This window comes from Nitrospirillum pindoramense, assembly GCF_007827955.1.
Classification (GTDB): Bacteria; Pseudomonadota; Alphaproteobacteria; order Azospirillales; family Azospirillaceae; genus Nitrospirillum; species Nitrospirillum amazonense_B.
The window spans coordinates 16428-39163 of the sequence record NZ_VITR01000016.1; the positions used below are offsets into that span (position 1 = coordinate 16428).

Below are 22736 nucleotides of genomic sequence, written 5' to 3' on the forward strand. Positions count from 1 at the left end.
GGTTGGGTCAGTCTGCGGCGGCGGCTTTGCGGGCGCGGTGCGCCGGCACTTTCTCATCCGGATATAGCATCAAGCGCTCCACCCGGCCGCCCTCCACCAGGTGAGTCTTCACAATTTCATCGACGTCGCCGGTGGTGGCGCAGGTGTACCAGACGCCCTCCGGATAGATCACCAGCGTCGGCCCCAATTCACACCGGTCCAGGCAGCCGGCGGCGTTGACCCGCACCTTCTTGCCCAGGCCGGCCTCCTTGGCGGCGGCCTTCATATGGTCGCGCAAGGCTTCTGAGCCTTTTTCCTTGCAGCAGCCGCGGGGATGGCCGGGCGCCCGCTCATTGGTGCAAAAGAAGACGTGTCGGTCGAAATAGGGTGCGGGATCGGTCACTTCGTATCCTTGCCCCCGCCCATGGCGGAGGTCATCTGGTTCCACATCATTTTCTGCAACTGCTCGAACCCTTGGATGCCCACGGGCAGCCAGGTTTTCAACAAGGCGTCCGGGTCCATGGCCGCCAAGTTGGCGCTGATGCGGTCCTGCATCTGCCGCATCAGGGCGTCCTGCATGGGCTTCACATCCGGCAGCCCCAGGAAAGCACGTGCCTCTTCCGGGGTGCAATCGACGTCGACGGTTATTTTCATGGGGGAAACCTTCCTGTTCGGTTGACCTCTAAAGCCATGGGCCGGGGCACTAACAAGGGTTAGGTCCCTGCAACCCCGTCTCTTTTTTCTGACCTTCACTGTAGCGGAGGCTACAGTGGGGTCAAAGCGGCACGGAACCTTCAACGGCCTCATCATTCAGTCCAAAGAGCGTGAACCCCATGGCGGTATCGGATACGACACAAGCGGCGGCGAACCTTTTGGTTCATGAAACCAGCCCCTACCTGCTGCAGCACAAGGACAACCCGGTTCATTGGCGCGCCTGGGGACCGGAAGCGTTCGCCGAGGCCCAGGCGCTGGGCAAGCCCATACTGTTGTCCGTGGGCTATGCCGCCTGCCATTGGTGCCATGTCATGGCCCATGAAAGCTTTGAGAATCAGGCCATCGCCAGTCTGATGAACGACCTGTTCGTCAACATCAAGGTGGACCGGGAGGAACGGCCGGACGTGGACCAGGTCTACCAGCAGGCGCTGTCCTTGCTGGGTCAGCAGGGTGGCTGGCCCCTGACCATGTTCCTGACGCCCAAGGGGGAGCCGTTCTGGGGCGGTACCTATTTCCCGCCCAGCGGCCGCTATGGCCGGCCCGGTTTCCCTGATGTGCTGCAGGGCGTGGCGGAAACTTACGCCCAGGACCCCGGCAAGGTCAGCCGCAACGTGAAGGCCCTGGGCGACGCGCTGGCCCGCCTATCCCAGGGCAACCCGGGGGAGGCGGTGACCATCGGCGCCCTGAACGCGGTGGCCGATCGCCTGGTACGGGAGGTCGACCCCTTCCTGGGCGGCATCAACGGCGCGCCCAAGTTTCCGCAGCCCAGCATCTTCGACTTGCTGTGGCGCGCCCACCTGCGCACCGGCCGCACGGACCTGCGCGACGCCGTCATCACCACCCTGACCCATATGGCCAATGGCGGCATCTACGACCACTTGGCCGGTGGCTTCGCCCGCTATTCCACGGACGAACAGTGGCTGGTCCCGCATTTCGAGAAGATGCTGTACGACAACGCCCAACTGGTGGCGTTGATGACCCAGGTGTGGCAGGGCACCCGGGACCCGCTGCTGGAGGTCCGGGTCCGGGAGACCGTGGGCTGGGTGCTGAATGAAATGAAGGTGCCGGGCGGTGCCTTCGGCGCCACCCTGGATGCCGACAGCGAAGGAGAGGAGGGGCGCTTCTACGTCTGGACCAAGGCGGAAGTCGACCGCCTGCTGGGCGAGGATGCCGAGCTGTTCCGCGTCCACTATGACGTGACCGAACTGGGCAATTGGGAAGGCCACACCATCCTGAACCGACGCACGCCCCTGGCGCCGGGCAGTGCCGAGGAAAACCGCCTGGCCCATGCCCGCGCCCGCCTGCTGAAGGCGCGGGCCCTGCGCATCCGCCCCGGCTGGGACGACAAGGTGCTGGCCGACTGGAACGGCCTGATGATCGCGGCCCTGGCCCGCGCCGGCTTCGTCTTCGAACAACCCGGGTGGATCGAGGCCGCCATCGACGCCTATACCCATGTTGTAACAAGCCTGGGCCATAGTGGCGCGGACGGGTTGGATCGCCTGTACCACAGCGGCCGGGGCGGCCGGGCCCGTCATGCCGGTTTGCTGGAAGACTACGCCAACATGGGGAAGGCCGCCCTGACGCTGCATGAGATCACGGGCGAGGTCGCCTTCCTGGACCAGGCCGCGCGCTGGACGGCAACGCTGGACCACCATTTCTGGGATGAGGCCGACGGCGGCTATTACACCACGGCCGATGACGTGGGCGACCTGCTGATCCGCCCGCGCCACGCCCACGACAACGCCGTGCCCGCCGGCAACGGCACCCAGTTGGGCAATCTCACGCGCCTGTGGATGCTGACGGGGCAGGACGGCTACCGCGCCCGCGCGGACACGCTGATGTCAGCCTTCAGCGGTGAGCTGGGACGCAACTTCTTTCCGCTGTCGACCTTCCTCAACACGGCCGAAACGCTGCTGAACGGGGTGCAGGTCGTGCTGGTGGGCGAGGCGGATGAGGTGGAGCCCTTCAACGCCGTCTTGCGCAACCAGTCGCGGCCGACCCTGGTGGTCAGCCGCCTGCCGCCGGGACAGAACCTGCCGGAGCCGCATCCGGCAGCCGGCAAGGCCATGCTGGGCGGCAAGGCGACCGCCTATGTCTGCCAGGACATGCGCTGCTCGCTGCCCGTGACCACGCCGGAAGCCTTAGACGCCCTGCTGGCCTCTAGCGCTTCCGGCCAATGACGGGAACGGGAACGGCCATCACGGTGACAGGCCCCGCGCCAACCGCTACTATAGGCCCATTAAGAAACGACCCGTTTTTTAACCACGGCACTTGGCAACCAAATCAAAGGGGTAGCGCATGACCACTGTGACGATCGAAGCCACCGACGGTGGCAGTTTCGACGGCTATCTGGCCATCCCGAGCAGCGGCAAGGGCCCGGGCCTGGTGCTGATCCAGGAGATATTCGGCGTCAACGCCAACATGCGCGCCCTGTGCGACCATTACGCGGCGTTGGGCTATACGGCGCTGTGCCCCGACCTGTTCTGGCGGCAGGAGCCGGGCGTGCAGCTGACCGACAAGACCGAGGCCGAATGGCAGCGGGCCTTCCAGCTGTACAACGGCTTCAGCGAGGCCAGCGGGGTGGAGGATCTGATCGCCAGCGTCAATTTCCTGCGCGAACATGAGGCGACCGGCCGCAAGGTCGGCACCCTGGGCTATTGCCTGGGCGGCAAGCTGGCCTTCCTGATGGCCACGCGCTCCGATGCCGACGCCAACGTCAGCTATTACGGCGTGGGGCTGGACGGCGCGCTGGGGGAGATCAGCGCCATCACCAAGCCGCTGCTGCTGCACACCGCCGGCAAGGACAAGTTCTCCTCCGATGAGACGCGCGCGAAGGTGAGCGCCGCCATCGAAGGCAACCACCTCATCACCCAATACCTATACACCGACCAGGATCACGCCTTCGCCCGCGTGGGTGGGGAGCATTACGATGCCGCGGCCGCCGACCTGGCCAACCAGCGCACCGCCACCTTCCTGAAAGAGACACTGTCTTAAGCCGCCCCTCAGGCGCCGGCATTCGCCGGCTTCGTCATCCTCACCGCCTCCTCCAGCTCCATGAGGGCTTCACCTCATGGAGCTGGTTTCAACTTCGTCCACTCGCCCGTATCAGGAGCCAAGCATGGTCCACGCCATCCGCATCCACCAGACCGGCGGTCCGGAGGTGATGAAGTGGGAGGAGGTGGCGGTGGGGGAACCGGGGCCCGGTCAGGTCCGCCTGCGCCAAACAGCCGTCGGGCTGAACTACATCGACGTCTATGTCCGCACCGGCCTCTACAAGAATCCACTGCCCTTGATCCCGGGCATGGAGGCGGCGGGCGTGGTGGAGGCGGTGGGCCCCGACGTCTATTACTTCAAGGTTGGCGACCGGGTGGGCTATTGCACTGGCGGCACCGGCGGTTATGCCGAGGCGCGGCTGTATCCGGCCGAACGCCTGATCCACCTGCCCGACGGCATCGACGACCAGACCGGGGCCGCCATGCTGCTGCAGGGCCTCACCGCGCATTACCTGCTGCACCGGACCTTCCCGGTGAAGCCGGGGCAGACCATCCTGTTGCACGCCGCCGCCGGCGGGGTGGGGCTGATCGCCTGCCAGTGGGCAAAGGCGCTGGGCGCCACCGTCATCGGCACCGTGGGGTCGGACGAGAAGGCGGAACTGGCCCGCGCCAATGGCTGCGACCACGCCATCGTCTATACCCGCGAAAACTTCGTGGAGCGGGTCAAGGAAATCACCAACGGACAGGGCGTGCCCGTCGTCTACGACAGCATCGGCAAGGACACGTTCTACCAGAGCCTGGACTGCCTCAGCCGTCTGGGCACCATGGTCAGCTTTGGCAACGCCTCGGGCCCCGTGGGCGCCGTGGATATCAGCATCCTGAACACCAAGGGGTCGCTGTTCCTGACCCGGCCATCGCTGGGCGGCTACGTCGCCACCACCCAGGAACTGCGTGACAGCGCCAACGCCCTGTTCGCCGCCGTGCTATCCGGCAAGGTGAAGATCGACGTGCGCCAGACCTTCGCGCTGAAGGACGCCGCCCAGGCCCACATCGCCCTGGAGGCCCGCCGCACCACCGGTTCCACGGTGCTGCTGCCGTAGGATCAGCCGGCGGTTGCCGTCGCCGGTTCGTCCCCCGCCAGCCACAGCGGCGACTTGATGGCCTTGAGGAAGGCGGCGTGGGCCTCCAGTTCCTCGGGCGAGGCGGCGTGCGGCCGCGGCGCGCGGAACACGCGGGTTTCCTCAACCACCACCAGGCCGACCTCAGTCGTCTTCGCCGTGGCGGCGCCCAGCACCAGGTCGGGCTGGCGCCCGCCCATCAGTTCCAGATAGACCTCGGCCAGCAACTGGGCGTCGAGCAGCGCGCCGTGATAGGTGCGGCCGGAATTGTCGATGCCGAAGCGGCGGCACAGGGCGTCCAGGCTGGCCGGCGCGCCGGGGAAACGCTTGCGCGCCATGGCCACGGTGTCGACCGAGCGCGCCATGGGCATGGTCTTCATGCCCAGGCGGGTGAACTCCGCGTTCAGGAAGCCCATGTCGAAGCTGGCGTTGTGGATGATCAGCGGGCTGTCCTGGATGAAATCCAGGAAGTCGCCGGCCACGGCGGCGAACACCGGCTTGTCCGACAGGAAGGCGGCCGACAGGCCGTGCACGGCCTCCGCCTCCGCCGGCATGTCGCGTTCCGGGTTGATGTAGGCGTGCCAGCTGTTGCCCGTGGCCACGTGGTTCAACAGCTCCACGCAGCCGATTTCCACCACGCGGTCGCCGCTCAAGGCATTCACGCCGGTGGTTTCGGTATCGAGAACGATTTCACGCATGGGAACGGGCTACCTGGCTCTACGGATCGACGACGGACGGGGGCGGGGCGGCCAGACGCGGCCGCTCTTCCCCGACAGCAGTGTGACAATGCCGGCCAGCCGCCGCAAGGTCAGCGCGCGGCCCAGGCCCGTGGGCACGATGAAATCCGCCCGCCGCCGCTTCTCGGCATCCGGCATCTGCCGGCGCAGGATGGCGTCCAGCTTCCCGGGGTTCATGCCCGGCCGGGCCAGCACCCGGGCGCGTTGCAGGCTGCGCGGGGCGGAAACGACGGCTACACGGTCGCAGTTGACCTGCCCCCCCGTCTCGAACAGCAGAGGGACGTCCAGCACCGCCACCTTGGCCCCAGCCGCGGCCGACCGGCGCAAGAACCGGTCCCGCGCCTGGGCCACCAGGGGGTGGACGATGGCCTCCAGCCGCCGCAGCGCCGGGGTGTTGCCCATGACCTCCGCCGACAGCAGCTGCCGGTCCACCGCCCCATCGCGCACGACACCGGGGAAGGCCTGGGCGATAGGCGCCACCGCCGCACCCCCCTTGGCATAGAGGCGATGCACCGTGGCGTCGCTGTCATGCACCGGGCAGCCCAGGCGGCGCAGCATGGCAGCGGCCGTGGACTTGCCCATGCCGATGGAGCCGGTAAGGCCGAGTACGATCACCGGACCGTCCCCCTCCAGACCATGATCACAACCCTGACCATAACCCTGACCATGGCCGGTCAGTCCCCGAAGACGGCGGTGTACAGCGCGTCCGTCACCTGGGGCGCCTGGCCGAACCAAGCCTCGAACCCGGGGCGGCCCTGGTGCAGCAACATGCCGCGCCCATCGACCACGACATGACCCCGGGCCTGGGCCGCCGCCAGCAGGGGCGTTTCCACCGGGGTGTAGACGATGTCGGTCACCACGGCGTCCCGGGGCAGGGCGTCCAAGGCCAGGTCCAGGGGCGGATGGCCCACCATGCCCTGGGTCGTGGCATTGGCCAGGACATGCGCATCGGCCAGGGCGTCCGCGCGGTCATCCCAGGGGACGGCGGTCACCGGACAGGTCACACCGGGCCCCAGCTCCGCCACCAGTTCCTGGGCCCGCGCCAAGGTGCGGTTCACCAGGCGGATTTCCGGCACGCCGGCATCGGCCAGCGCCACCACCAGCGACCGGGCGGCACCGCCGGCGCCGATGATGACCGCCGGCCCCGTCGCGGCTGTCCAGCCGGGGGCGCCGGCCTTCAGGTTCTCGATGAAGCCGAAGCCATCGGTGTTGCGACCCTCCAGCGTGCCGTCGGGATGGACGATGACGGTGTTGACCGCCCCCATGCGCCGGGCGGTCGCGTCCACCCGGTCCACGGTACGGAACGCGGCTTCTTTATGCGGAACCGTGACATTACAGCCGGCGAAGCCCAGGGCGGGCAGGGCGCGCAGGGCCTGCTCGATGCGGTCCGGTGCCACGGCCAGGGGCACATAGGCGCCGTCGATGCCGTAGTGCGCCAGCCAGTACCCGTGCAGCCGGGGGCTGCGGCTATGTCCCACCGGCCAGCCCATGACGCCGGCCACCTTCGCCTTGCCGCTGATCATATCCCCGTGTTCCCTCAATCCGGCAGCACGCCGCGCACGCGCAGGAAGCTCAGCAGCGGCAGCAACGGCAGGCCCAGGATGGTGAAGTGGTCGCCGGCCACGCGGCTGAACAGCTGGGCGCCCAGACCTTCCAGCTGGTAGCCCCCGACGGACGTCAGGACCGCGTCGCCGGCGGCGTCCAGATAGCGCTGGATGAAGGCATCGCTCAGCGGCCGCATGGTCAGCTTGGCCTGGTCGGTCTGATGCCAGACGCGGCTGTTGTTGTGGAACAGCACGGCGGTGGTCACCAGCCGGTGGGTGCGGCCGGACAGGGCGCGCAATTGCTCCGCCGCCGCCTGCCGGTCCTCCGGCTTGTCGAACCAGCGGCCTTCGCATTCCAGCATCTGGTCGGCGCCGATGACATAGGCGCCCGGCACCTTGGCCGCGACGCGGCTGGCTTTCAGCTCGGCCAAGGCCTCCGCCGTTTCCTCCACCGTCAGGCCCGCGGCCTTGCAGGACAGCTTGACCTCATCCTCATCCACGCCGGGGCGGTGGGCCACCACCTCCAGCCCCGCGTGGCGCAGCATGGACAGGCGCGTGACGCTGCCGGACGCCAGCACCACGGGCTGTGTCGCCAGCACCGGAGTCAAGGAGGCCGGCGGAATATCCTCAGATGACATGCGAACTCACATTCCAGAATGGGGCGGGCGGGGGGACAGGCGCGGACCCTCCGCCGGCTCTCCCACCGGGTTGAGGGGCGGGGCACCCGCCGGCCGCCGGCGGGCCAGCAGCATGAGGATTTCGGCCGCCGTCTCCTCGATGGAGCGGCGGGTGACGTCGATGACGGGCCAACCCTTGCGGCTGTACAGGCGACGCGCCTCCGACAGTTCGGAGCGCACCTGCTCGGGATCGACGTAGCTGGTTTCCTCGCCCTGGTTCAACAGGCGCAGGCGGTTGCGGCGGATTTGGATCAGCCGTTCCGGGTCCTTGGTCAGGCCCACCACCAGGGGACGCGACACCTGGTCCAGCTCCGGCGGCAGGGGACAGCCGGGGACGAAGGGGATGTTGGCCGCCTTGATGCCCCGGTTGGCCAGATAGATGCAGGTCGGCGTCTTGGAGGTGCGCGAGACGCCGACCAGGATGACGTCGGCCTGGTGCAGTTCCCAAGCCGTCTGGCCATCGTCATGGCCCAGGGCGAAATCCATGGCGTCGATGCGGCTGAAATATTCCGCGTCCAGCGCGTGCTGCCTACCCGGCTGGCTCTGGCTTTCCAGGCCCAGATAGGCCGCCAGTGAATTGATCAAATGGTCCAGCACCGGCACGCAAGGGATGCCGATCTCCCGGCAGGTGTCCTGCAGGCGGCGGCGCAGCCGTTCATTCACCAGGGTGAACATGACCAGACCCGGATTATCGCGGATGCCGTCGATGACCATCTCCAGCTGCCGGTCGGTGCGGACCAGGTTCCAGAAATGCTCGACGGGTTCGACATGGTCAAACTGCGAAACGCAGGCGCGGGCCACGGAATTGATGGTCTCGCCGGTGGCGTCCGACACCAGATGCAGATGGAATTCCTTGGTTTGGGGCGTCTGGGTCAAGGGCGTCGCTCCGGCAACGGGTAGAGAAGACAGGCCTGGGGACCTGTGGACCTAATCTGGGGAAAACCGGCGGACAAAACGGGAAAAAACACCCTCCGCCGGATCCCGGTCCTGTTCCATACAGGCTCCGCGGGATCCCGTGCAGAGGGAATCCGCCCCTGGGGTAAAAGTCCGTCACCCCGTGGAACAACCGGGGCAATGCGACGCGCGTCGCACTTATCCCCAGGATCCCCAGACATCACGAACTCTATAGCATTCCAGGGTTCTCGCCATAAACCCCGCAGCACCATCCACAGTCCCTTCCTTCGTCCCGGGATCCCGCGATCGCTGTGGATGAAATCAGGACGAATTTGAATTCCCGTTATCCACAGGACCAACCACCACCCCATTCCTTTTTCAATTTAAGTCAGAGTAGAAAAGGGGCCTGTGGGAAAACTTCTGGCCCGGCCGCCGGTGTGGCCCGCCCTCATGGAGACCGCCTTGTCCCAGATCCAGCCGGACCGTCTGCTGCTCCGTACCCTCAAGGGTGAGATTTCGCCCCGGCCGCCGTTCTGGCTGATGCGCCAGGCCGGGCGCTATCTGCCCGAATACCGCGAGGTACGGGCCCAGGCCGGCGGCTTCCTCGACCTGTGCCTGAATCCGGATCTGGCGACCGAGGTGACCCTGCAGCCCATCCGCCGCTATGGCATGGACGCCGCCATCCTGTTTTCCGACATCCTGATCCTGCCGCACGCCCTGGGGCAGAAGGTGTGGTTCGCGGAAGGGGAGGGCCCCCGGCTGGATCCCATCCGCGATCAGGCCGGACTGGACCGTCTGGACGTGGCCAACCTGACGGCGCGGGCCGAGCCGGTTTATGAGGCTGTCCGGCGTATCCGGGCGGCGCTGCCGGACACCGTGGCGCTCATCGGCTTCGCGGGCAGCCCCTGGACCGTGGCGACCTATATGGTCGAAGGAGCGGGGTCCAAGGAGTTCCTGCACGCCAAGGGATGGGCCTATGCGAATCCGGCCGGCTTCCAGCGCCTGATCGACCTGCTGGTCGACACCACCGTCACCCATCTCTCCGGCCAGATCGAGGCGGGGGCTGAGGTGGTGCAACTGTTTGACAGCTGGGCCGGCGCGCTGGCGCCCGCGGAATTCGCCCGCTGGTCCATCGCCCCCACCCGGGCCATCGTGCGGGCCCTGAAGGACAAGCATCCGGGGGTCCCCGTCATCGGCTTTCCGCGCGGGGCGGGGATCAATATCCAGGCCTATGTGGAGCAGACCGGGGTGGATGCCGTCAGCCTGGACACGTCCGTCCCGCTGGACTGGGCCGCCACGGCCCTGCAAAGCCGGGTCCCGGTGCAGGGCAACCTCGACCCCCTGGCCCTGGTGGCGGGGGGGGAGGCGATGCGCCGCGCCGCCACGGACATCCTGACCACGCTGGGCAAGGGCCCCTTCATCTTCAATCTGGGGCATGGCATCGTGCAGCAGACGCCGCCGGAGCATGTCGCCGAGTTGGCGCGTCTTATCCACGACTGGCCTTCCGCCTGATCCAGGCGACAGCCCCAGCCGTATCGCTTCCCGTCCCGACCGACCGCCGACCGAGCCCCCATGAGCCCGCTGCCCCTTCCCGAGACCGCGTCCGACGCGGCGCCCAAGACCGCCCATGGCCGGCGCATCGCCGTCGTCCTGTTCAATCTGGGCGGCCCTGATCGCCTGGAGGCGGTACGTCCCTTCCTCTACAACCTGTTCCGCGACCCGGCCATCATCCGGCTGCCGGCACCCTTGCGGCAGATGGTGGCGCACCTGATCTCCAGCAGGCGCGACAAGGTCGCCCAGGAGATCTACCGGACGCTGGGCGGCGGTTCCCCCCTTTTGCCCAACACCGAAGCCCAGGCCCGCGCGCTGGAACAGCAGCTGTGGGACATCGGAACGGTCCGGGCCTTCGTCTGCATGCGCTATTGGCATCCCTTCAGCGACGCCGTGGCCCATGATGTGAAAGACTGGGAACCGGATGAGGTGATCCTACTGCCCCTGTATCCGCAATTCTCCACCACCACCACCGCCTCCAGCCTCAAGGACTGGCATCGCGCGGCCAAGGCGGCGGGGCTGAAGGCGCCCAGCCGCGCCCTCTGCTGCTATCCGGATGAGCCAGGCTTCGTCGCCGCCACGGCCAAGCTGGTGCGGGCCGCCGTGGACGAGGCCTCGCAGCATGGCAAGCCCCGTGTGCTGTTCTCGTCCCACGGCCTGCCGGAAAAGGTGGTGAAGGACGGCGACCCCTATCAGTTCCAGTGCGAGCGCACCGCCCAGGCGGTGGTCAAGGCCCTGCGCATCGACGGACTGGACTGGGTTTCCTGCTACCAGAGCCGTGTCGGGCCCATGAAGTGGATCGGCCCGTCGACGGATGAGGAGATCCGGCGGGCCGGCCAGGACAAGGTGCCGGTGGTGGTGGCCCCCATCGCCTTCGTCTCCGAACATTCCGAAACCCTGGTGGAGATCGAGCACGAGTACCGCCACCTGGCGCAGGAGCTGGGCGTGCCCTATTTCGTCAGGGTGCCGACGGTGGGGGTGGAAGCCGCCTTCATCCAGGGCCTGGCCGGTCTGGTCCGCCAGGCGCTGACCCGCGCATCGGGCGGGCCGGTGCTCTGCGGCACGGGCCTGCGCCTATGCCCCGCCGGCAAAGCCGGTTGCCCTCAGGCGGTATGACCGTCATAAGAGGCCAACGCGGTCAACCGGGCGAGGCGACACCCCATGTATCTCTGGATCAAAGCCATCCACGTCATCGCCGTCATCTCGTGGATGGCGGGCCTGCTCTATCTGCCCCGGCTGTTCGTCTACCACTGCGCCGCGCCCGTGGGCTCCCCCCAGTCGGAAACCTTCAAGGTTATGGAGCGGCGCCTGCTGCGGGCCATCATGAACCCGGCCATGATCGTGGCCTGGGCTTGCGGTCTGGCCATGATCACCCTGGATCCGGGACTGCTGAAGGGGGCCGGCTGGCTGCATGCCAAGCTGTCGCTGGTGGTGCTGATGACCGTGGCGCACATGGCCATGGCGCGCTGGCGCCGCGATTTCGCGGAGGATCGCAATATCCGCCCGCAGCGCTTCTACCGCATCGCCAATGAGGTGCCGACCCTGCTGATGATCGGCATCGTCATCCTGGTCATCGTGCGGCCGTTCTGACCCCCGTTATTGCACCGTTCAAGTTCCAGGCCCAGCCCAGGCTATTCAGGCCTAAGTCCATTGCGCCCGCCGGATCCAGGTCTTTTTGTTTTGACTTGTCCTCGGTTCCTGTACTAATCCTGAAACAGGTCAAGGCCCGTAACATCGGGGTGATCCCGAGTCGCCCCGTAACCGGGCGCCAGGCTCGTGAGGCATCCCCGCCCCCCTCCCCGGGATGGGCGCAGCGAGGCCAAATTTCCCCGAACTTTCCGTCCCCGGTGTTGCCGTTCTTTTTCCCAGGCGATGCCATCCTTCCACCCCACACACCCTATTTCATGAGGCCGGGGCCGACGGCCAAGCCCGTCGTCTTTCCATCCCGGGTCTCCCCGACAGGACGAAGATGAATCTCCAAGAGTTGAAGGCTAAGTCGCCCGCCGAGCTGCTGGCGTTCGCGGAAGAGCTGCAGATCGAGAACGCGGGCACCCTGCGCAAGCAGGACATGATGTTCGCCATCCTGAAGCAGCTGGCCGAAAACGACGTGCCGATCTTCGGCGAAGGCGTGCTGGAGGTTCTGCAGGACGGCTTCGGCTTCCTGCGCTCGCCTGAGAGCAACTATCTGCCGGGTCCGGACGACATCTACGTCAGCCCCAGCCAGGTGCGCCGCTTCGGCCTGCGTACTGGCGACACGGTGGAAGGCCAGATCCGCTCGCCCAAGGATGGCGAGCGCTATTTCGCCCTGCTCAAGGTCGGGTCCATCAACTTCGACCACCCGGACAAGGTGCGTCACCGCATCAACTTCGACAACCTGACCCCGCTCTACCCCGAAGAGCGGTTGAAGCTGGAAATCGAGGATCCGGTCCGCAACAAGAAGGACATGACCACCCGGGTCATCGACCTGGTGGCCCCGCTGGGCAAGGGTCAGCGCGCCCTGATCGTGGCGCCGCCCCGCACGGGTAAGACGGTGATGTTGCAGAACATCGCCCATTCCATCGCCACCAACCATCCGGAAGTTTACCTCATCGTTCTGCTGATCGATGAGCGTCCGGAAGAAGTCACCGACATGGCCCGCTCCGTCCGGGGCGAGGTCATCAGCTCCACCTTCGACGAGCCGGCCACCCGCCACGTGCAGGTGACCGAGATGGTGCTGGAAAAGGCCAAGCGCCTGGTCGAGCACAAGCGTGACGTCGTCATCCTGCTGGACAGCATCACCCGCCTGGCGCGCGCCTACAACACCGTGGTTCCGTCCTCGGGCAAGGTGCTGACCGGTGGTGTGGACGCGAACGCCCTGCAGCGGCCGAAGCGCTTCTTCGGCGCCGCCCGCAATATCGAGGAAGGCGGCAGCCTGACCATCATCGCCACCGCGCTGATCGACACCGGCTCGCGCATGGACGAAGTGATCTTCGAAGAGTTCAAGGGCACCGGTAACTCGGAAATCGTTCTGGACCGCAAGCTGTCGGACAAGCGCGTCTTCCCCGCGATCGATATCCAGAAGTCCGGCACCCGAAAGGAAGAGTTGTTGGTGGAAAAGGGAACCATGGCCAAGATGTGGATCCTACGCCGCATCTTGAACCCGATGGGCGCCACCGACGCCGTGGAATTCCTGATCGACAAGCTGAAGCAGAGCAAGCAGAATTCGGAATTCTTCGAGAGCATGAACCAGTAAGAAGAATTACAGTAACGATATCAAAGGTGCCATCGTTTGCCGGTGGCACCTTTTTTATTATGAAATAAAACAACAGAAGCGCTGTAAACCATTCGTTAACCATAGCGCCACGGCCTTTGCGCCCATCGGGCCGATCTGCCGCCTAGTCATACTCAATTGCGGCATATAAGCATTTTCTGCTTGCATGACCCTTGCAGACGCTGAAAAAAGGTTCAAATAGCAGGGCTTAGTGGTCTATCCTTTTGGATAGAACAACCGCCGGGGGTCGTCTCAGATGCGCTTAATGATTGCCGATGACCATGGTCTGGTACGCGACGCGTTGTCTTCGCATATCGAAAGACAGGCGCCGGGTGCGGTCGTCGTGGGTGTCGCCAGTGTGGATGAGGCCGTGACGGTGCTGCGGCGGGACAGCGCCATCGACCTCTTGATCCTGGACCTGCGCATGCCGGGGATGAACGGCCTTGATGGGCTGCAGCAGGTGCGGACCGAATTCCCCGCCCTGAAGGTGGCGCTGATGTCGGGCCTGGCCCGACCGGATGAGATCCGGGGCGCCTTCACCCGCGGGGCCGTGGGCTTCCTGCCCAAGACGCTCAGCGCGGCTGAACTGCTGTCCGCCATCCAGACCATGCTGCAGGGTGAGCGCTTCATCCCGGCCGATCTCAACACCGCCGACACCGCCGATGGCGCCAGCTTCACCCGGCGTGAACGCGAGGTGCTGGACTACCTGCTGCAGGGCCGCTCCAACAAGGAGATCGCGCGCTCGCTGGAACTGGAAGAGGTAACGGTGAAGCTGCACGTCCGGGGCATCTGCCGCAAGCTGGGCGCCAAGAACCGTACCCAGGCGGTGATGCGCGCGGTGGAGATGGGCATCGCCAGCTGATGGCCCCCCCCATCGGTCAGTCCTCTGGCAACACCGATGACGCGAAGGTGGAGGGCCGCATGGTCCCCGCCAATTTCCTGCATGACCTGAACAACCTGCTGACGGCCATCCACGGCTATTCCTCATTGCTGGCGGTGGATCTGCCGGCAGGGGGGATGGAACAGGATTTCGCCGCCCGCATCCTGGCAGCGGCCGAGGAGGCCCGGCTGCTGGTGGCCCGGGTGCCGCGCCCACGGCCCGTGGTCGCCCTGCGTGTCTTGCTCGTCGGGCGAGCCATGGACAGGCTGGCCGGCGCGCTGGAAACGCTGGGCCTGGAGATCACCCTGGCGGCGTCCGCGCGCGAGGCGCAGGCCGTGCTGGCGGATGGCGGTGGCGATTGGCAGGTTGTGGCCGGCACCAAGGCCGCGTTGGCCGGCTTGGACGGTTATGGCCTGCCCTTGGCGGCGGTTCCTGCTGGCGCCGATGCCGTCACTGTCGACGCCCTGATCCGCGCCGCGCGCGGTTGAGCTTTCTTTCCGGCAAAAGAAAACCGCCCGGGCCGTGAGGCGCCGGGCGGCTTTGATGGGCAACAGTGGCCGGGCTTACGCCCCGATCAAGGCTTACGCCTGGGCCATATCTTCCGGCTTTTCAGCCGCCAGCACCTGGCGACGGTACAGATCCACGAAATCCAGCGGCTGCAGCATCAGCGGCGGGAAGCCGCCGTCGCGCACCGCGTCGGATACGATGGCGCGGGCGAACGGGAACAGCAGGCGCGGCGCCTCGATCAGCAGGACAGCGCGGGTCTGGTCGACCGGCATGGGCGGCATGGAGAAGATGCCGGCGTAGGACAGTTCCACGATGAAGGCGGTGCGCCCGTCGTGATTGGCCTCGGCGCGGATGTTCAGCGCGACCTCATGGACGTTTTCCGCCACGTTGCGGGCCTGCACGTCGACCTGCAGGTCGACCTTGGGCTGCTGGCCGTTCATCAGGCTGGCGGGGGCGTTCGGGTTCTCGAACGACAGATCCCGGACGTATTGGGCATTGACCACCAGCGGCAGCATGCCGGCGCCTTCGGTGGCGGTGCTTCCGTTGGCGGCGCCGTTCAGGCTGGTCTCATCGGACATAGGTCTGGGACTCCCGGTAAAAGCAAATCAGCTATTCCGCAGAAGCGGACTGACGCGCGCGGGACTAGCACGGAAGCGGCTGGCCGGCAACCGCGCTTTATGATTCGGCGTCACCGACGCCGTCCGGCATTGTCATGATGACAACGTCACCGTTGACGCTCGCCCCGGCGTGGGCCTAAAAGCGGTTTCCGTGGTGATTTGCTGACCGGCTTGCAGACCACGTTAAACAAGCTGCTAAAAGGTCGGGCCGTACATAAGGTACACCGACCACACCGCCGCCCTCGCCGGTCGCGGTTGCCTTATGATCGGAGTGACGGCCATGGGCCAGACGCCTGAAAACCCCGCTTCCACCGCCCTCACGGTCCGCCCCCGCACCCAGCTGGTGCATGGCGGCACGCGCCGCAGCGGCTTCGAGGAAACCTCCGAAGCGCTGTTCCTGACCTCGGGCTTCATCTACGCCAGTGCCGAGGAGGCCGAGGCCGCCTTCGTCAACGATGGCTCGCGCTTCGTCTATTCCCGCTTCCGCAATCCCACCGTGGCCATGCTGGAGGAACGGCTGGCCGGCTATGAGGGCTTCAGCCGCTGTATCGCCACGGCCAGCGGCATGGCGGCCGTGCATCTGGCGGTCATGGGGCTGCTGAAGGCCGGCGACCGGGTGGTGGCACCGCACGCGCTGTTCGGGTCCTGCCTCTACATCATCAAGGATCTGGCGCCGCGCTACGGCATCCAGTGCACCCTGGTGGACGGCACGGATCTGAAGCAGTGGGAAGAGGCGCTGTCCACCCCGGCCACCGTCGTTTTCCTGGAAAGCCCCAGCAACCCCACCATGCAGGTGGTGGATGTGGCCGCCGTGGCGGATCTGGCCCACAAGGCCGGCGCCCGCGTCGTGGTCGATAACGTCTTCGCCACCCCGGTGCTGCAACGGCCCAAGGAATTGGGCGCCGATGTGGTCGTCTATTCCGCTACCAAGCATATCGACGGCCAGGGCCGCTGCCTGGGCGGTGCCGTGCTGTGCGATGACGAGGTGGCGGCCCTAATCTCCCCCGTCCTGCGCCACACCGGCCCGTCCATGAGCCCCTTCAACGCCTGGGTGCTGCTGAAGGGCCTGGAGACGCTGGAACTGCGCGTCAACGCGCAGGCCACGTCCGCCCTGGCGCTGGCCCAGTTCCTGGAAAGCCAACCGGCGGTGGCGACGGTGCTGTATCCCGGCCTGCCCAGCCATCCCCAGCATGACCTGGCCATGCGCCAGATGAAGACCGGCGGCACGCTCATCACCTTTGACGTGAAGGGTGGCAAGGAGGCGGCGTTCCGCCTGCTGAACACGCTGAAGATCATCAAGATCTCCAACAACCTGGGCGATGCCAAAAGCCTCATCACCCACAACGCCACCACCACCCACCAGCGCCTGACCGATGAGGAGAAGGCCAAGGTGGGCATCGGCGCCGGCACCCTGCGGCTGTCCGTGGGCCTGGAGGATGCGGACGACCTGCGTGACGATCTGGCCGCCGGCCTGGCCGCCGCCGCCGGCTGACCGGCTGCGTAAACATCGGCCCTGGGCACAATTCAACTTTCGTCTCAGGTGAGGACACAACTTCCCCTGTGGACGGTCGTCGGCGTTTCCCCTAATGTTGCGGTGCAACAACGCAGCGCAACATGGGGAGCGCTTACGTGCCCGACCGGCATTTCCCTTACCCCCAAGCCCCGCGACCGCCCAAGCGGCCGCGCCGGGGGCGCATCGGCATGGTTCTTCCCGGCACGCCGGAGGCCATGCACCTGAAGCGGGCCCAGGTGGAACTGGACCGGGTGGCGACGCGGGTCCATGAAACCGCCTTCGCCTCGGCCCACACCATCACCGCCCGGCTCGGCCTCCTGGCCCAGACCGGCGGCGACCCGGTCGCCCTGGGCACCAACCCCGAATTTGAGCGCATGGGCCGTGAAAAGGTCGAGGCGTTCGCGGACTCCGCCCTCGCCCTGGTGGGGGGGATGCGCGCCTTCCAGGACGCGTGGTGGCGCTGGCGCGACCACCAGGTGGACGCGTTGGGCGAATTCGCCCGCGCCACCTGGTCTTCATGGCATCCCGGCGATTGGGTGACGGCGGAACGCCGCCTGGTCACCTCCACCCTGCGCGCCGCCACCGGCGCTTTCACCCGTTTCAGCCATGCCACCAGCCGCCTGGGCGGGCTGGGCCTGGCCCCCATCCACCGTGCCGCCTCGGCCAACGCCCGGCGCCTGTCGCTGGTGCCCCGGTTTCTGCCGCGGCGCGGCGACGCGCCGGAGGGGGGTCGATAGCGTCAGGAAGGGCCCCTGGACAGGGAGGGGGCCCAAAAAAAGGTAGTCAGCCTGAAGCCTGGGAATCGAAACAACAAAATCCGGGAGGCGGCCATGGGACAGAAGGGCAGGGGGGAAACCCCCGGAAGATCGGGATCGGGTGGTACGGACCTGCTGGACCGTCCGGCCAGCGCGGCGCCGACCCCGTCCGACACTAAATGGTTAGGCAAGGCATCGGCCCGCGCATGGAGTGATGCGTGGGAAAAAGTTTGTGCCATACTCCCCGTCCGTCCCGGGACCCGCGGTGCTGGTGCCCCGATCCTGGATGATGCCCGCCTGGCCGGTTTGACACGCCGGGCTTTGCCAGAGACCCGTCGCCCCATGTCTTCCACCGCCAAGACCACCCCCACCGCCTCTTCCGCACCGGCGGGCACGCTGCCGGAGGATGACCGGGTGGTGGAGGCCCTGCCAACAGCCGAACTGCTGACCACCCGCCTGGCCAACTTGGCGGATGGCGATCTGCGACCGGACGCGCTGCGCGCCGGTATCCTGGCCCTGATGCGCCAGACGCTGGACCTGGGCCGCGCCCAGATCCGCCGCCGCTTGGAAGGCGGCGGCCGGGGGGAGGTCTGCCTGCGTGAGGCCACGGCCCTGACCGACGCCATCGTGGTGTCGCTGGCGGACTTCGCCCTGCATCGTGTTTTCCCGACTGCGGGCCCTACCCGGGGCGAACAGTTCGCCGTGGTGGCCACCGGCGGCTATGGCCGCAAGGAGATGGCGCCCTTCTCCGACGTCGACCTGCTGTTCCTGCTGCCCTACAAGCGCACGCCGCGCATCGAGCAGGTGGTGGAATACGTCCTGTACCTGCTGTGGGATCTGGGGCTGAAGGTCGGCCACGCCGTGCGGTCGGTGGATGAGTGCGTGCGCCAGGCCCTGGGCGACATCACCATCCGCACCAGCCTGCTGGAGGCCCGCTTCCTCTATGGTGACGACAAGCTGTTCGCGGAATTCCGCAAGCGCTTCGCCAAGGAGGTGGTGGCCCACACCGGCCCCGCCTTCATCGAGGCCAAGCTGGCCGAGCGCGACAGCCGCCACCTGAAGTTCTGCGACAGCCGCTATGTGCTGGAACCGAACGTGAAGGAGGGCAAGGGCGGCCTGCGCGACCTGCAGACCCTGTTCTGGATCGCCAAGTACGTCTACCAGGTCGACAAGGTGAAGGATCTGGTGGCCAACGGCGTGCTGCTGGCCGAGGAGGCGCAGCGCTTCGCCAAGGCGCAGAACTTCCTGTGGACCTGCCGCTGCCACCTGCACTACCTGACCGGCCGGGGTGAGGATCGCCTGACCTTCGACGTGCAGGGCGAGATGGCGCGCCGCCTGGGCTATACCGACCACGCCGGCACCAGCGACGTCGAACGCTTCATGAAGCACTACTTCCTGATGGCCAAGGATGTGGGGGATCTGACCCGCATCCTGTGCGCCACCCTGGAACAGGAAAGCCAGCGGCCGCCCCGCTTTGCCTTCCTGCGGCGGCTGAAGCCCAGTGAGCTGGAAGGCTTCGTCATCGACAACGGCCGTCTCAGCATCCGGGATGAGCGGCATTTCCGCGATAAGCCGGTGGACATGGTGCGCCTGTTCCGCGTGGCGCAGTGGCACAACCTGGACATCCATCCCAAGGCGCTGCGCGCGCTGGCGCGCTCCATCTCCGCCCTGGGTCCGAAGGTGCGCAACGATCCGGAAGCCAACCGGCTGTTCCTGGAAATCCTGGGGTCGCGCAAGGATCCCGAGGTCACGCTGCGCCGCATGAACGAGGCCGGGGTGCTGGGCCGTTTCCTGCCGGATTTCGGCCGGGTCGTGGCCCAGATGCAGTACGACATGTACCACATGTTCACGGTGGACGAGCACACGCTGTTCGCCATGGGCATCCTGCACGACATCGACAAGGGCAACCTGAAGGACGAGGTGCCGCTGGCCTGCGAGGTCATCCATACCCTCAGCTCCAAGCGCGCCCTGTCGGTCGCCCTGCTGCTGCATGACGTGGCCAAGGGCCGGGGTGGCGACCACTCCATCCTGGGCGCCAAGGTGGCGGAAAAGCTGTGCCCCCGCCTGGGCATGACGGAGGAGGAGACGGAAACGGTGGCCTGGCTGGTGCGCCAGCACCTGACCATGTCCATCGTCGCCTTCAAGCGCGATCTGGATGACGAGAAGACCATCCGCGACTTCATCGACATCGTGAAGTCGCCGGAGCGGCTGAAACTGCTGCTGGTCCTGACCGTGGCCGACATCCGCGCCGTGGGTCCCGGCCGCTGGAACAACTGGAAGGCCACGCTGCTACGCCAACTGTATTGGCGGGCCGAGGAAATGATGTCCGGCGGCGTCGTGGGGTCCGATGGGCGGGAGGCGCGCATCATCAACGCGCAGGGCGCGTTGCGCGCCCAGTTGACGGATTGGTCGCCGGCCGATGTCGACCACCACCTGGCGCTGGGCTACCCCAATTACTGGCTGGCCTTCGACCCGCCCACCCTGGCCCAGCATGCCCGCCTGATCCATGAGGCGGAGGCAAAGCAGGCGCCGCTGACCATCGAGACCCGCTACGATCCCGGCCGCTCGGTGACGGAGGTGACGATCTACACCGCCGACCATGCCGGCCTGTTCTCCCGCCTGGCCGGGGCCATGGCGCTGGCCGGCGGCGACATCGTGGACGCGCGCATCACCACCATGACCAATGGCATGGCGCTGGACGTCTTCTCCCTGCAGGGTGCCGGCACCAGTGGCGCCCGCTTCGACAGCGGGGATAAACGGGCACGGCTGAAGTCCAGCGTGGAGAAGGCGCTGGCCGGCGATATCAAGCTGGCGCCGGAGCTGGCGAAGCGCGCCTCACCCTTGCCGTCGCGCACCCGGGTGTTCCGCGTGCCGCCGCGCGTGCTGGTCGACAACAAGGCCAGCGCCGGCTACACGGTCATCGAGGTCAACGGCCGCGACCGCCCCGGCCTGCTGTATGACCTGACCCGGGCGCTGACGGCGCTGAACCTGCAGATCGCCTCGGCCAAGATCTCCACCTACGGCAACGCCGCCGTCGACGTCTTCTATGTGAAGGACATCTTCGGCCTGAAGGTGGCGCATGAGGCCAAGCTGGCCCAGATCCGCAAGGAACTGCTGGCCGTGCTGGACGAGCCGGATCCGGCGGCGGAACAGCCCAAGGCCAAGCCGCCGGCCCGGCGTCGCTCCACCGCCGCGGCGGCCGAGTGAGGTCGACGACGTGCTGCGTGGTCTGGGCCTGTTTCAGTTTCCCCTGGGCCCCGACTGGGGCCGCCGGGGCTTTTCGGGGAGCGGCAGCGGACTGAAAAGCGGGGAAGCCAAGCCGGCGGATGCCGGCGCCCAGCGCCTCAGGGAACATGAAAACTGGCACCTTCGCCAGTTTTCATATACTCCGCGCCCATGAGCTTCGCGCGCGCTACCGCCACCGTCGGCGGCCTCACCCTCATTTCCCGCGTCGGCGGGTTCGTCCGTGACCTGCTGACCGCCTGGGTACTGGGGGCGGGGGTGTCGGCCGACATCTTCATCGTGGCGCAGCGCCTGCCCAACTACTTCCGCTCCATGTTCGCGGAAGGGGCCTTCACCGTCAGCTTCGTGCCCATGTACTCGGCCGACCTGAAGGCGCGGGGGCGGGGGCCGGCGGACCAGTTCGCCGACCAGGCGCTGTCCTTCATGGTGCTGGTGCTGCTGCCCATCACCGCCCTGGTGATGATGGCCATGCCCTGGGTGATGCTGGGCCTGGCCAGCGGCTACGCCGACCAGCCGGACCATTTCTCCCGCCTGGTGGAGTTGGGGCGCATCACCTTCCCCTATCTCATGTTCATTTCCATCACCGCCCTGCAGACCGGCGTGCTGAACGCCCTGGGGCGGTTCGCGCCGGGGGCGGCGGCGCCCATCGCCTTCAACATCTGCATGATCGCGGCCCTGGGCTGCACCGTCTGGCTGCACCTGGAGGCCAATTTGGGCCAGGCCTGGGGCCTGACCATCTCGGGCATGGTGCAGATGATCTGGCTGGCGGTGTCCTGCCACCGGGCGGGGGTCAGCCTGCGCCTGACCTGGCCGCGCCTGACGCCGGACCTGCGACGGCTGTTCCGCCAGATGGTGCCGGGCGCCATCAGCGCCAGTGTCATCCAGATCAACCTGATCATCGGCACCCATGTGGCGTCGCTGCTGCCCTCGGGCTCCATTTCCTATCTCTATTATGCCGATCGCCTGAACCAGCTGCCGCTGGGCGTCATCGGCATCGCCATCGGCACCGCCCTGCTGCCCACCCTGTCCCGCCATGTCCAGGCTGGGGAGCGGGACGCCATCGACCACCATGTCAGCCGGGGGATCGAGTTCGGTCTGCTGCTGGCCCTGCCGGCGGCCTTCGCCCTGGGCCTGGTGCCGGAGCCCATCTACAAGGCGCTGTTCCACGGCGGCCGCTTCGGCCTGGCGGAGGCGCACCAGACCGCCTTGGCGCTGGCCGTCTATGCCCCCGGCATCCCGGCCTATGTCGCGTCCAAGGTGCTGACCGCCATCTACTTCGCCCACCAGGACACGCGCACCCCCATGCGCATCGCCATCGCCACCCTGGTGGGCAACATGGTGCTGGCCACCGTGCTGGCGCTGTACACGCCCCTGGCCCATGTCGGCATCGCGCTCGCCAGCACGATCACCGCCTGGGGCAACATCAGCCTGCTGGCCCTGTCGCTGGCCCGGCGCGGCTGGCTGCGGCTGGACCGCCAGCTGCTGACCCGGGCACCGCGCATCCTGGCGGCCAGCCTGGTCATGGCCGGCTGCCTGCTGCCGCTGGCCCACGTGCTGGATCCCTATTTCGTGGACAGTGTCTGGGTGCGCGTGCCGGCGTTGGCCGCCCTGGTGACGGCGGGCCTGGCTGTCTATGGCATCGCCGTGGTCGCGCTGCGCGGCGTGGTCATTTCCGACTTCCTGGCGCGCTTGCGGCGGCGTCGGAAGTAAGAGTTCACGGGAGGACGGGGCCCCTCTGGCTTGACCGAAAGCGGGGCGGGGCCC

Annotated in this window: 21 protein-coding genes and 1 riboswitch; of the genes, 13 read left to right on the forward strand and 8 right to left on the reverse strand. The window is 67.0% G+C overall.

Features of this window, described 5'->3' with window-relative positions:
• Positions 1-7: 7 nt before the first annotated feature.
• Positions 8-382, reverse strand: coding sequence for a (2Fe-2S) ferredoxin domain-containing protein (locus FBZ90_RS22515; RefSeq protein ID WP_145735243.1), 375 nt, complete (start codon positions 380-382; stop codon positions 8-10).
• Positions 379-633 (reverse strand): DUF6489 family protein, encoded by a 255-nt coding sequence (locus FBZ90_RS22520; protein ID WP_145735244.1) that lies wholly within the window; start codon positions 631-633, stop codon positions 379-381. Before FBZ90_RS22520 ends, FBZ90_RS22515 begins: the two co-directional genes overlap by 4 nt.
• Before the next feature lie 179 nt (positions 634-812).
• Here FBZ90_RS22520 and FBZ90_RS22525 point away from each other — a divergent pair, with 179 nt between their 5' ends.
• The 3 genes from FBZ90_RS22525 (at position 813) to FBZ90_RS22535 (ending at position 4786) form a co-directional block, all read left to right on the forward strand.
• Positions 813-2873 carry a thioredoxin domain-containing protein gene (locus FBZ90_RS22525; protein ID WP_145735245.1) on the forward strand — a complete coding sequence of 687 codons (2061 nt, stop codon included), beginning with the start codon at positions 813-815 and terminating at the stop codon, positions 2871-2873.
• Between the two features lie 118 nt (positions 2874-2991).
• On the forward strand, positions 2992-3687 hold the full coding sequence (locus tag FBZ90_RS22530; RefSeq protein ID WP_145735246.1) for a dienelactone hydrolase family protein: 696 nt from the start codon (positions 2992-2994) through the stop codon (positions 3685-3687).
• A gap of 124 nt (positions 3688-3811) precedes the next feature.
• Entirely contained in the window at positions 3812-4786 is a 975-nt protein-coding gene (locus tag FBZ90_RS22535; protein ID WP_145735247.1) for a quinone oxidoreductase family protein, read from the forward strand.
• Positions 4787-4788: 2 nt separating this feature from the next.
• Here the strand turns inward: FBZ90_RS22535 and dnaQ are convergent, their stop codons facing one another.
• From dnaQ to FBZ90_RS22560, 5 genes are read right to left on the reverse strand one after another with little or no spacing between them, the layout of a single operon-like run.
• Complete coding sequence (gene dnaQ, locus FBZ90_RS22540; protein WP_145735248.1) at positions 4789-5502, reverse strand: DNA polymerase III subunit epsilon; 714 nt, start codon at positions 5500-5502, stop codon at positions 4789-4791.
• Between the two features lie 9 nt (positions 5503-5511).
• A complete protein-coding gene (gene coaE, locus FBZ90_RS22545) occupies positions 5512-6156 on the reverse strand; it encodes a dephospho-CoA kinase (RefSeq protein WP_145735249.1) in 645 nt (214 codons plus the stop codon).
• A 59-nt stretch (positions 6157-6215) separates the two neighbouring features.
• Complete coding sequence (locus FBZ90_RS22550) at positions 6216-7064, reverse strand: shikimate dehydrogenase (protein WP_145735250.1); 849 nt, start codon at positions 7062-7064, stop codon at positions 6216-6218.
• 14 nt (positions 7065-7078) lie between these two features.
• Entirely contained in the window at positions 7079-7723 is a 645-nt protein-coding gene (locus FBZ90_RS22555; RefSeq protein WP_145735251.1) for a Maf family protein, read from the reverse strand.
• Positions 7724-7729: 6 nt separating this feature from the next.
• Positions 7730-8638: a pyruvate, water dikinase regulatory protein gene (locus FBZ90_RS22560; protein ID WP_145735252.1), complete on the reverse strand. Its 909-nt coding sequence runs from the start codon at positions 8636-8638 to the stop codon at positions 7730-7732.
• 468 nt (positions 8639-9106) lie between these two features.
• Between FBZ90_RS22560 and hemE the strand changes: the two genes are divergently transcribed.
• The 6 genes from hemE to FBZ90_RS22590 all read left to right on the forward strand — a co-directional run bounded on the left by hemE (position 9107) and on the right by FBZ90_RS22590 (position 14825).
• Positions 9107-10168: a uroporphyrinogen decarboxylase gene (hemE, locus tag FBZ90_RS22565; RefSeq protein ID WP_186456003.1), complete on the forward strand. Its 1062-nt coding sequence runs from the start codon at positions 9107-9109 to the stop codon at positions 10166-10168.
• Between the two features lie 60 nt (positions 10169-10228).
• Complete coding sequence (gene hemH / locus FBZ90_RS22570; protein WP_145735253.1) at positions 10229-11323, forward strand: ferrochelatase; 1095 nt, start codon at positions 10229-10231, stop codon at positions 11321-11323.
• A gap of 45 nt (positions 11324-11368) precedes the next feature.
• A complete protein-coding gene (gene hemJ, locus FBZ90_RS22575; RefSeq protein ID WP_145735254.1) occupies positions 11369-11797 on the forward strand; it encodes a protoporphyrinogen oxidase HemJ in 429 nt (142 codons plus the stop codon).
• A 379-nt stretch (positions 11798-12176) separates the two neighbouring features.
• Entirely contained in the window at positions 12177-13439 is a 1263-nt protein-coding gene (gene rho / locus FBZ90_RS22580; RefSeq protein WP_004271485.1) for a transcription termination factor Rho, read from the forward strand.
• A gap of 274 nt (positions 13440-13713) precedes the next feature.
• Complete coding sequence (locus tag FBZ90_RS22585) at positions 13714-14319, forward strand: response regulator transcription factor (protein WP_145735255.1); 606 nt, start codon at positions 13714-13716, stop codon at positions 14317-14319.
• A complete protein-coding gene (locus tag FBZ90_RS22590) occupies positions 14319-14825 on the forward strand; it encodes a hypothetical protein (protein WP_145735256.1) in 507 nt (168 codons plus the stop codon). The genes FBZ90_RS22585 and FBZ90_RS22590 overlap by 1 nt, the downstream gene beginning before the upstream one ends.
• A gap of 93 nt (positions 14826-14918) precedes the next feature.
• Here FBZ90_RS22590 and secB read toward each other — a convergent pair whose 3' ends face one another.
• Positions 14919-15422, reverse strand: coding sequence for a protein-export chaperone SecB (gene secB, locus FBZ90_RS22595; RefSeq protein ID WP_145735257.1), 504 nt, complete (start codon positions 15420-15422; stop codon positions 14919-14921).
• 180 nt (positions 15423-15602) lie between these two features.
• A riboswitch (SAM riboswitch) is annotated at positions 15603-15680 on the forward strand.
• A 61-nt stretch (positions 15681-15741) separates the two neighbouring features.
• Between secB and metZ the strand changes: the two genes are divergently transcribed.
• From metZ to murJ, 4 genes are all read left to right on the forward strand, one after another.
• The gene (gene metZ, locus FBZ90_RS22600; RefSeq protein WP_145735258.1) at positions 15742-16953 is read left to right on the forward strand and encodes an O-succinylhomoserine sulfhydrylase; all 1212 of its coding nucleotides are present in this window, start codon (positions 15742-15744) and stop codon (positions 16951-16953) included.
• A gap of 137 nt (positions 16954-17090) precedes the next feature.
• Positions 17091-17711: a hypothetical protein gene (locus tag FBZ90_RS22605; RefSeq protein WP_145735259.1), complete on the forward strand. Its 621-nt coding sequence runs from the start codon at positions 17091-17093 to the stop codon at positions 17709-17711.
• 360 nt (positions 17712-18071) lie between these two features.
• The gene (locus FBZ90_RS22610) at positions 18072-20936 is read left to right on the forward strand and encodes a [protein-PII] uridylyltransferase (protein ID WP_246130705.1); all 2865 of its coding nucleotides are present in this window, start codon (positions 18072-18074) and stop codon (positions 20934-20936) included.
• 189 nt (positions 20937-21125) lie between these two features.
• Entirely contained in the window at positions 21126-22682 is a 1557-nt protein-coding gene (gene murJ / locus FBZ90_RS22615) for a murein biosynthesis integral membrane protein MurJ (RefSeq protein WP_145735260.1), read from the forward strand.
• Positions 22683-22736: the final 54 nt, after the last annotated feature.

Excerpts from the sequence above, each read along its gene's own strand:
- FBZ90_RS22590 (WP_145735256.1), top strand. The coding sequence starts at position 14,319 with ATGGCCCCCCCCATCGGTCAGTCCTCTGGCAACACCGATGACGCGAAG.
- FBZ90_RS22610 (WP_246130705.1), top strand. The coding sequence starts at position 18,072 with ATGTCTTCCACCGCCAAGACCACCCCCACCGCCTCTTCCGCACCGGCG.
- murJ (WP_145735260.1), top strand. The coding sequence starts at position 21,126 with ATGAGCTTCGCGCGCGCTACCGCCACCGTCGGCGGCCTCACCCTCATT.
- FBZ90_RS22585 (WP_145735255.1), top strand. The coding sequence starts at position 13,714 with ATGCGCTTAATGATTGCCGATGACCATGGTCTGGTACGCGACGCGTTG.
- FBZ90_RS22530 (WP_145735246.1), top strand. The coding sequence starts at position 2,992 with ATGACCACTGTGACGATCGAAGCCACCGACGGTGGCAGTTTCGACGGC.
- FBZ90_RS22520 (WP_145735244.1), bottom strand. The coding sequence starts at position 633 with ATGAAAATAACCGTCGACGTCGATTGCACCCCGGAAGAGGCACGTGCT.
- hemH (WP_145735253.1), top strand. The coding sequence starts at position 10,229 with ATGAGCCCGCTGCCCCTTCCCGAGACCGCGTCCGACGCGGCGCCCAAG.
- FBZ90_RS22525 (WP_145735245.1), top strand. The coding sequence starts at position 813 with ATGGCGGTATCGGATACGACACAAGCGGCGGCGAACCTTTTGGTTCAT.
- secB (WP_145735257.1), bottom strand. The coding sequence starts at position 15,422 with ATGTCCGATGAGACCAGCCTGAACGGCGCCGCCAACGGAAGCACCGCC.
- hemE (WP_186456003.1), top strand. The coding sequence starts at position 9,107 with ATGGAGACCGCCTTGTCCCAGATCCAGCCGGACCGTCTGCTGCTCCGT.
- metZ (WP_145735258.1), top strand. The coding sequence starts at position 15,742 with ATGGGCCAGACGCCTGAAAACCCCGCTTCCACCGCCCTCACGGTCCGC.
- FBZ90_RS22535 (WP_145735247.1), top strand. The coding sequence starts at position 3,812 with ATGGTCCACGCCATCCGCATCCACCAGACCGGCGGTCCGGAGGTGATG.
- FBZ90_RS22555 (WP_145735251.1), bottom strand. The coding sequence starts at position 7,723 with ATGTCATCTGAGGATATTCCGCCGGCCTCCTTGACTCCGGTGCTGGCG.
- rho (WP_004271485.1), top strand. The coding sequence starts at position 12,177 with ATGAATCTCCAAGAGTTGAAGGCTAAGTCGCCCGCCGAGCTGCTGGCG.
- dnaQ (WP_145735248.1), bottom strand. The coding sequence starts at position 5,502 with ATGCGTGAAATCGTTCTCGATACCGAAACCACCGGCGTGAATGCCTTG.
- hemJ (WP_145735254.1), top strand. The coding sequence starts at position 11,369 with ATGTATCTCTGGATCAAAGCCATCCACGTCATCGCCGTCATCTCGTGG.
- FBZ90_RS22550 (WP_145735250.1), bottom strand. The coding sequence starts at position 7,064 with ATGATCAGCGGCAAGGCGAAGGTGGCCGGCGTCATGGGCTGGCCGGTG.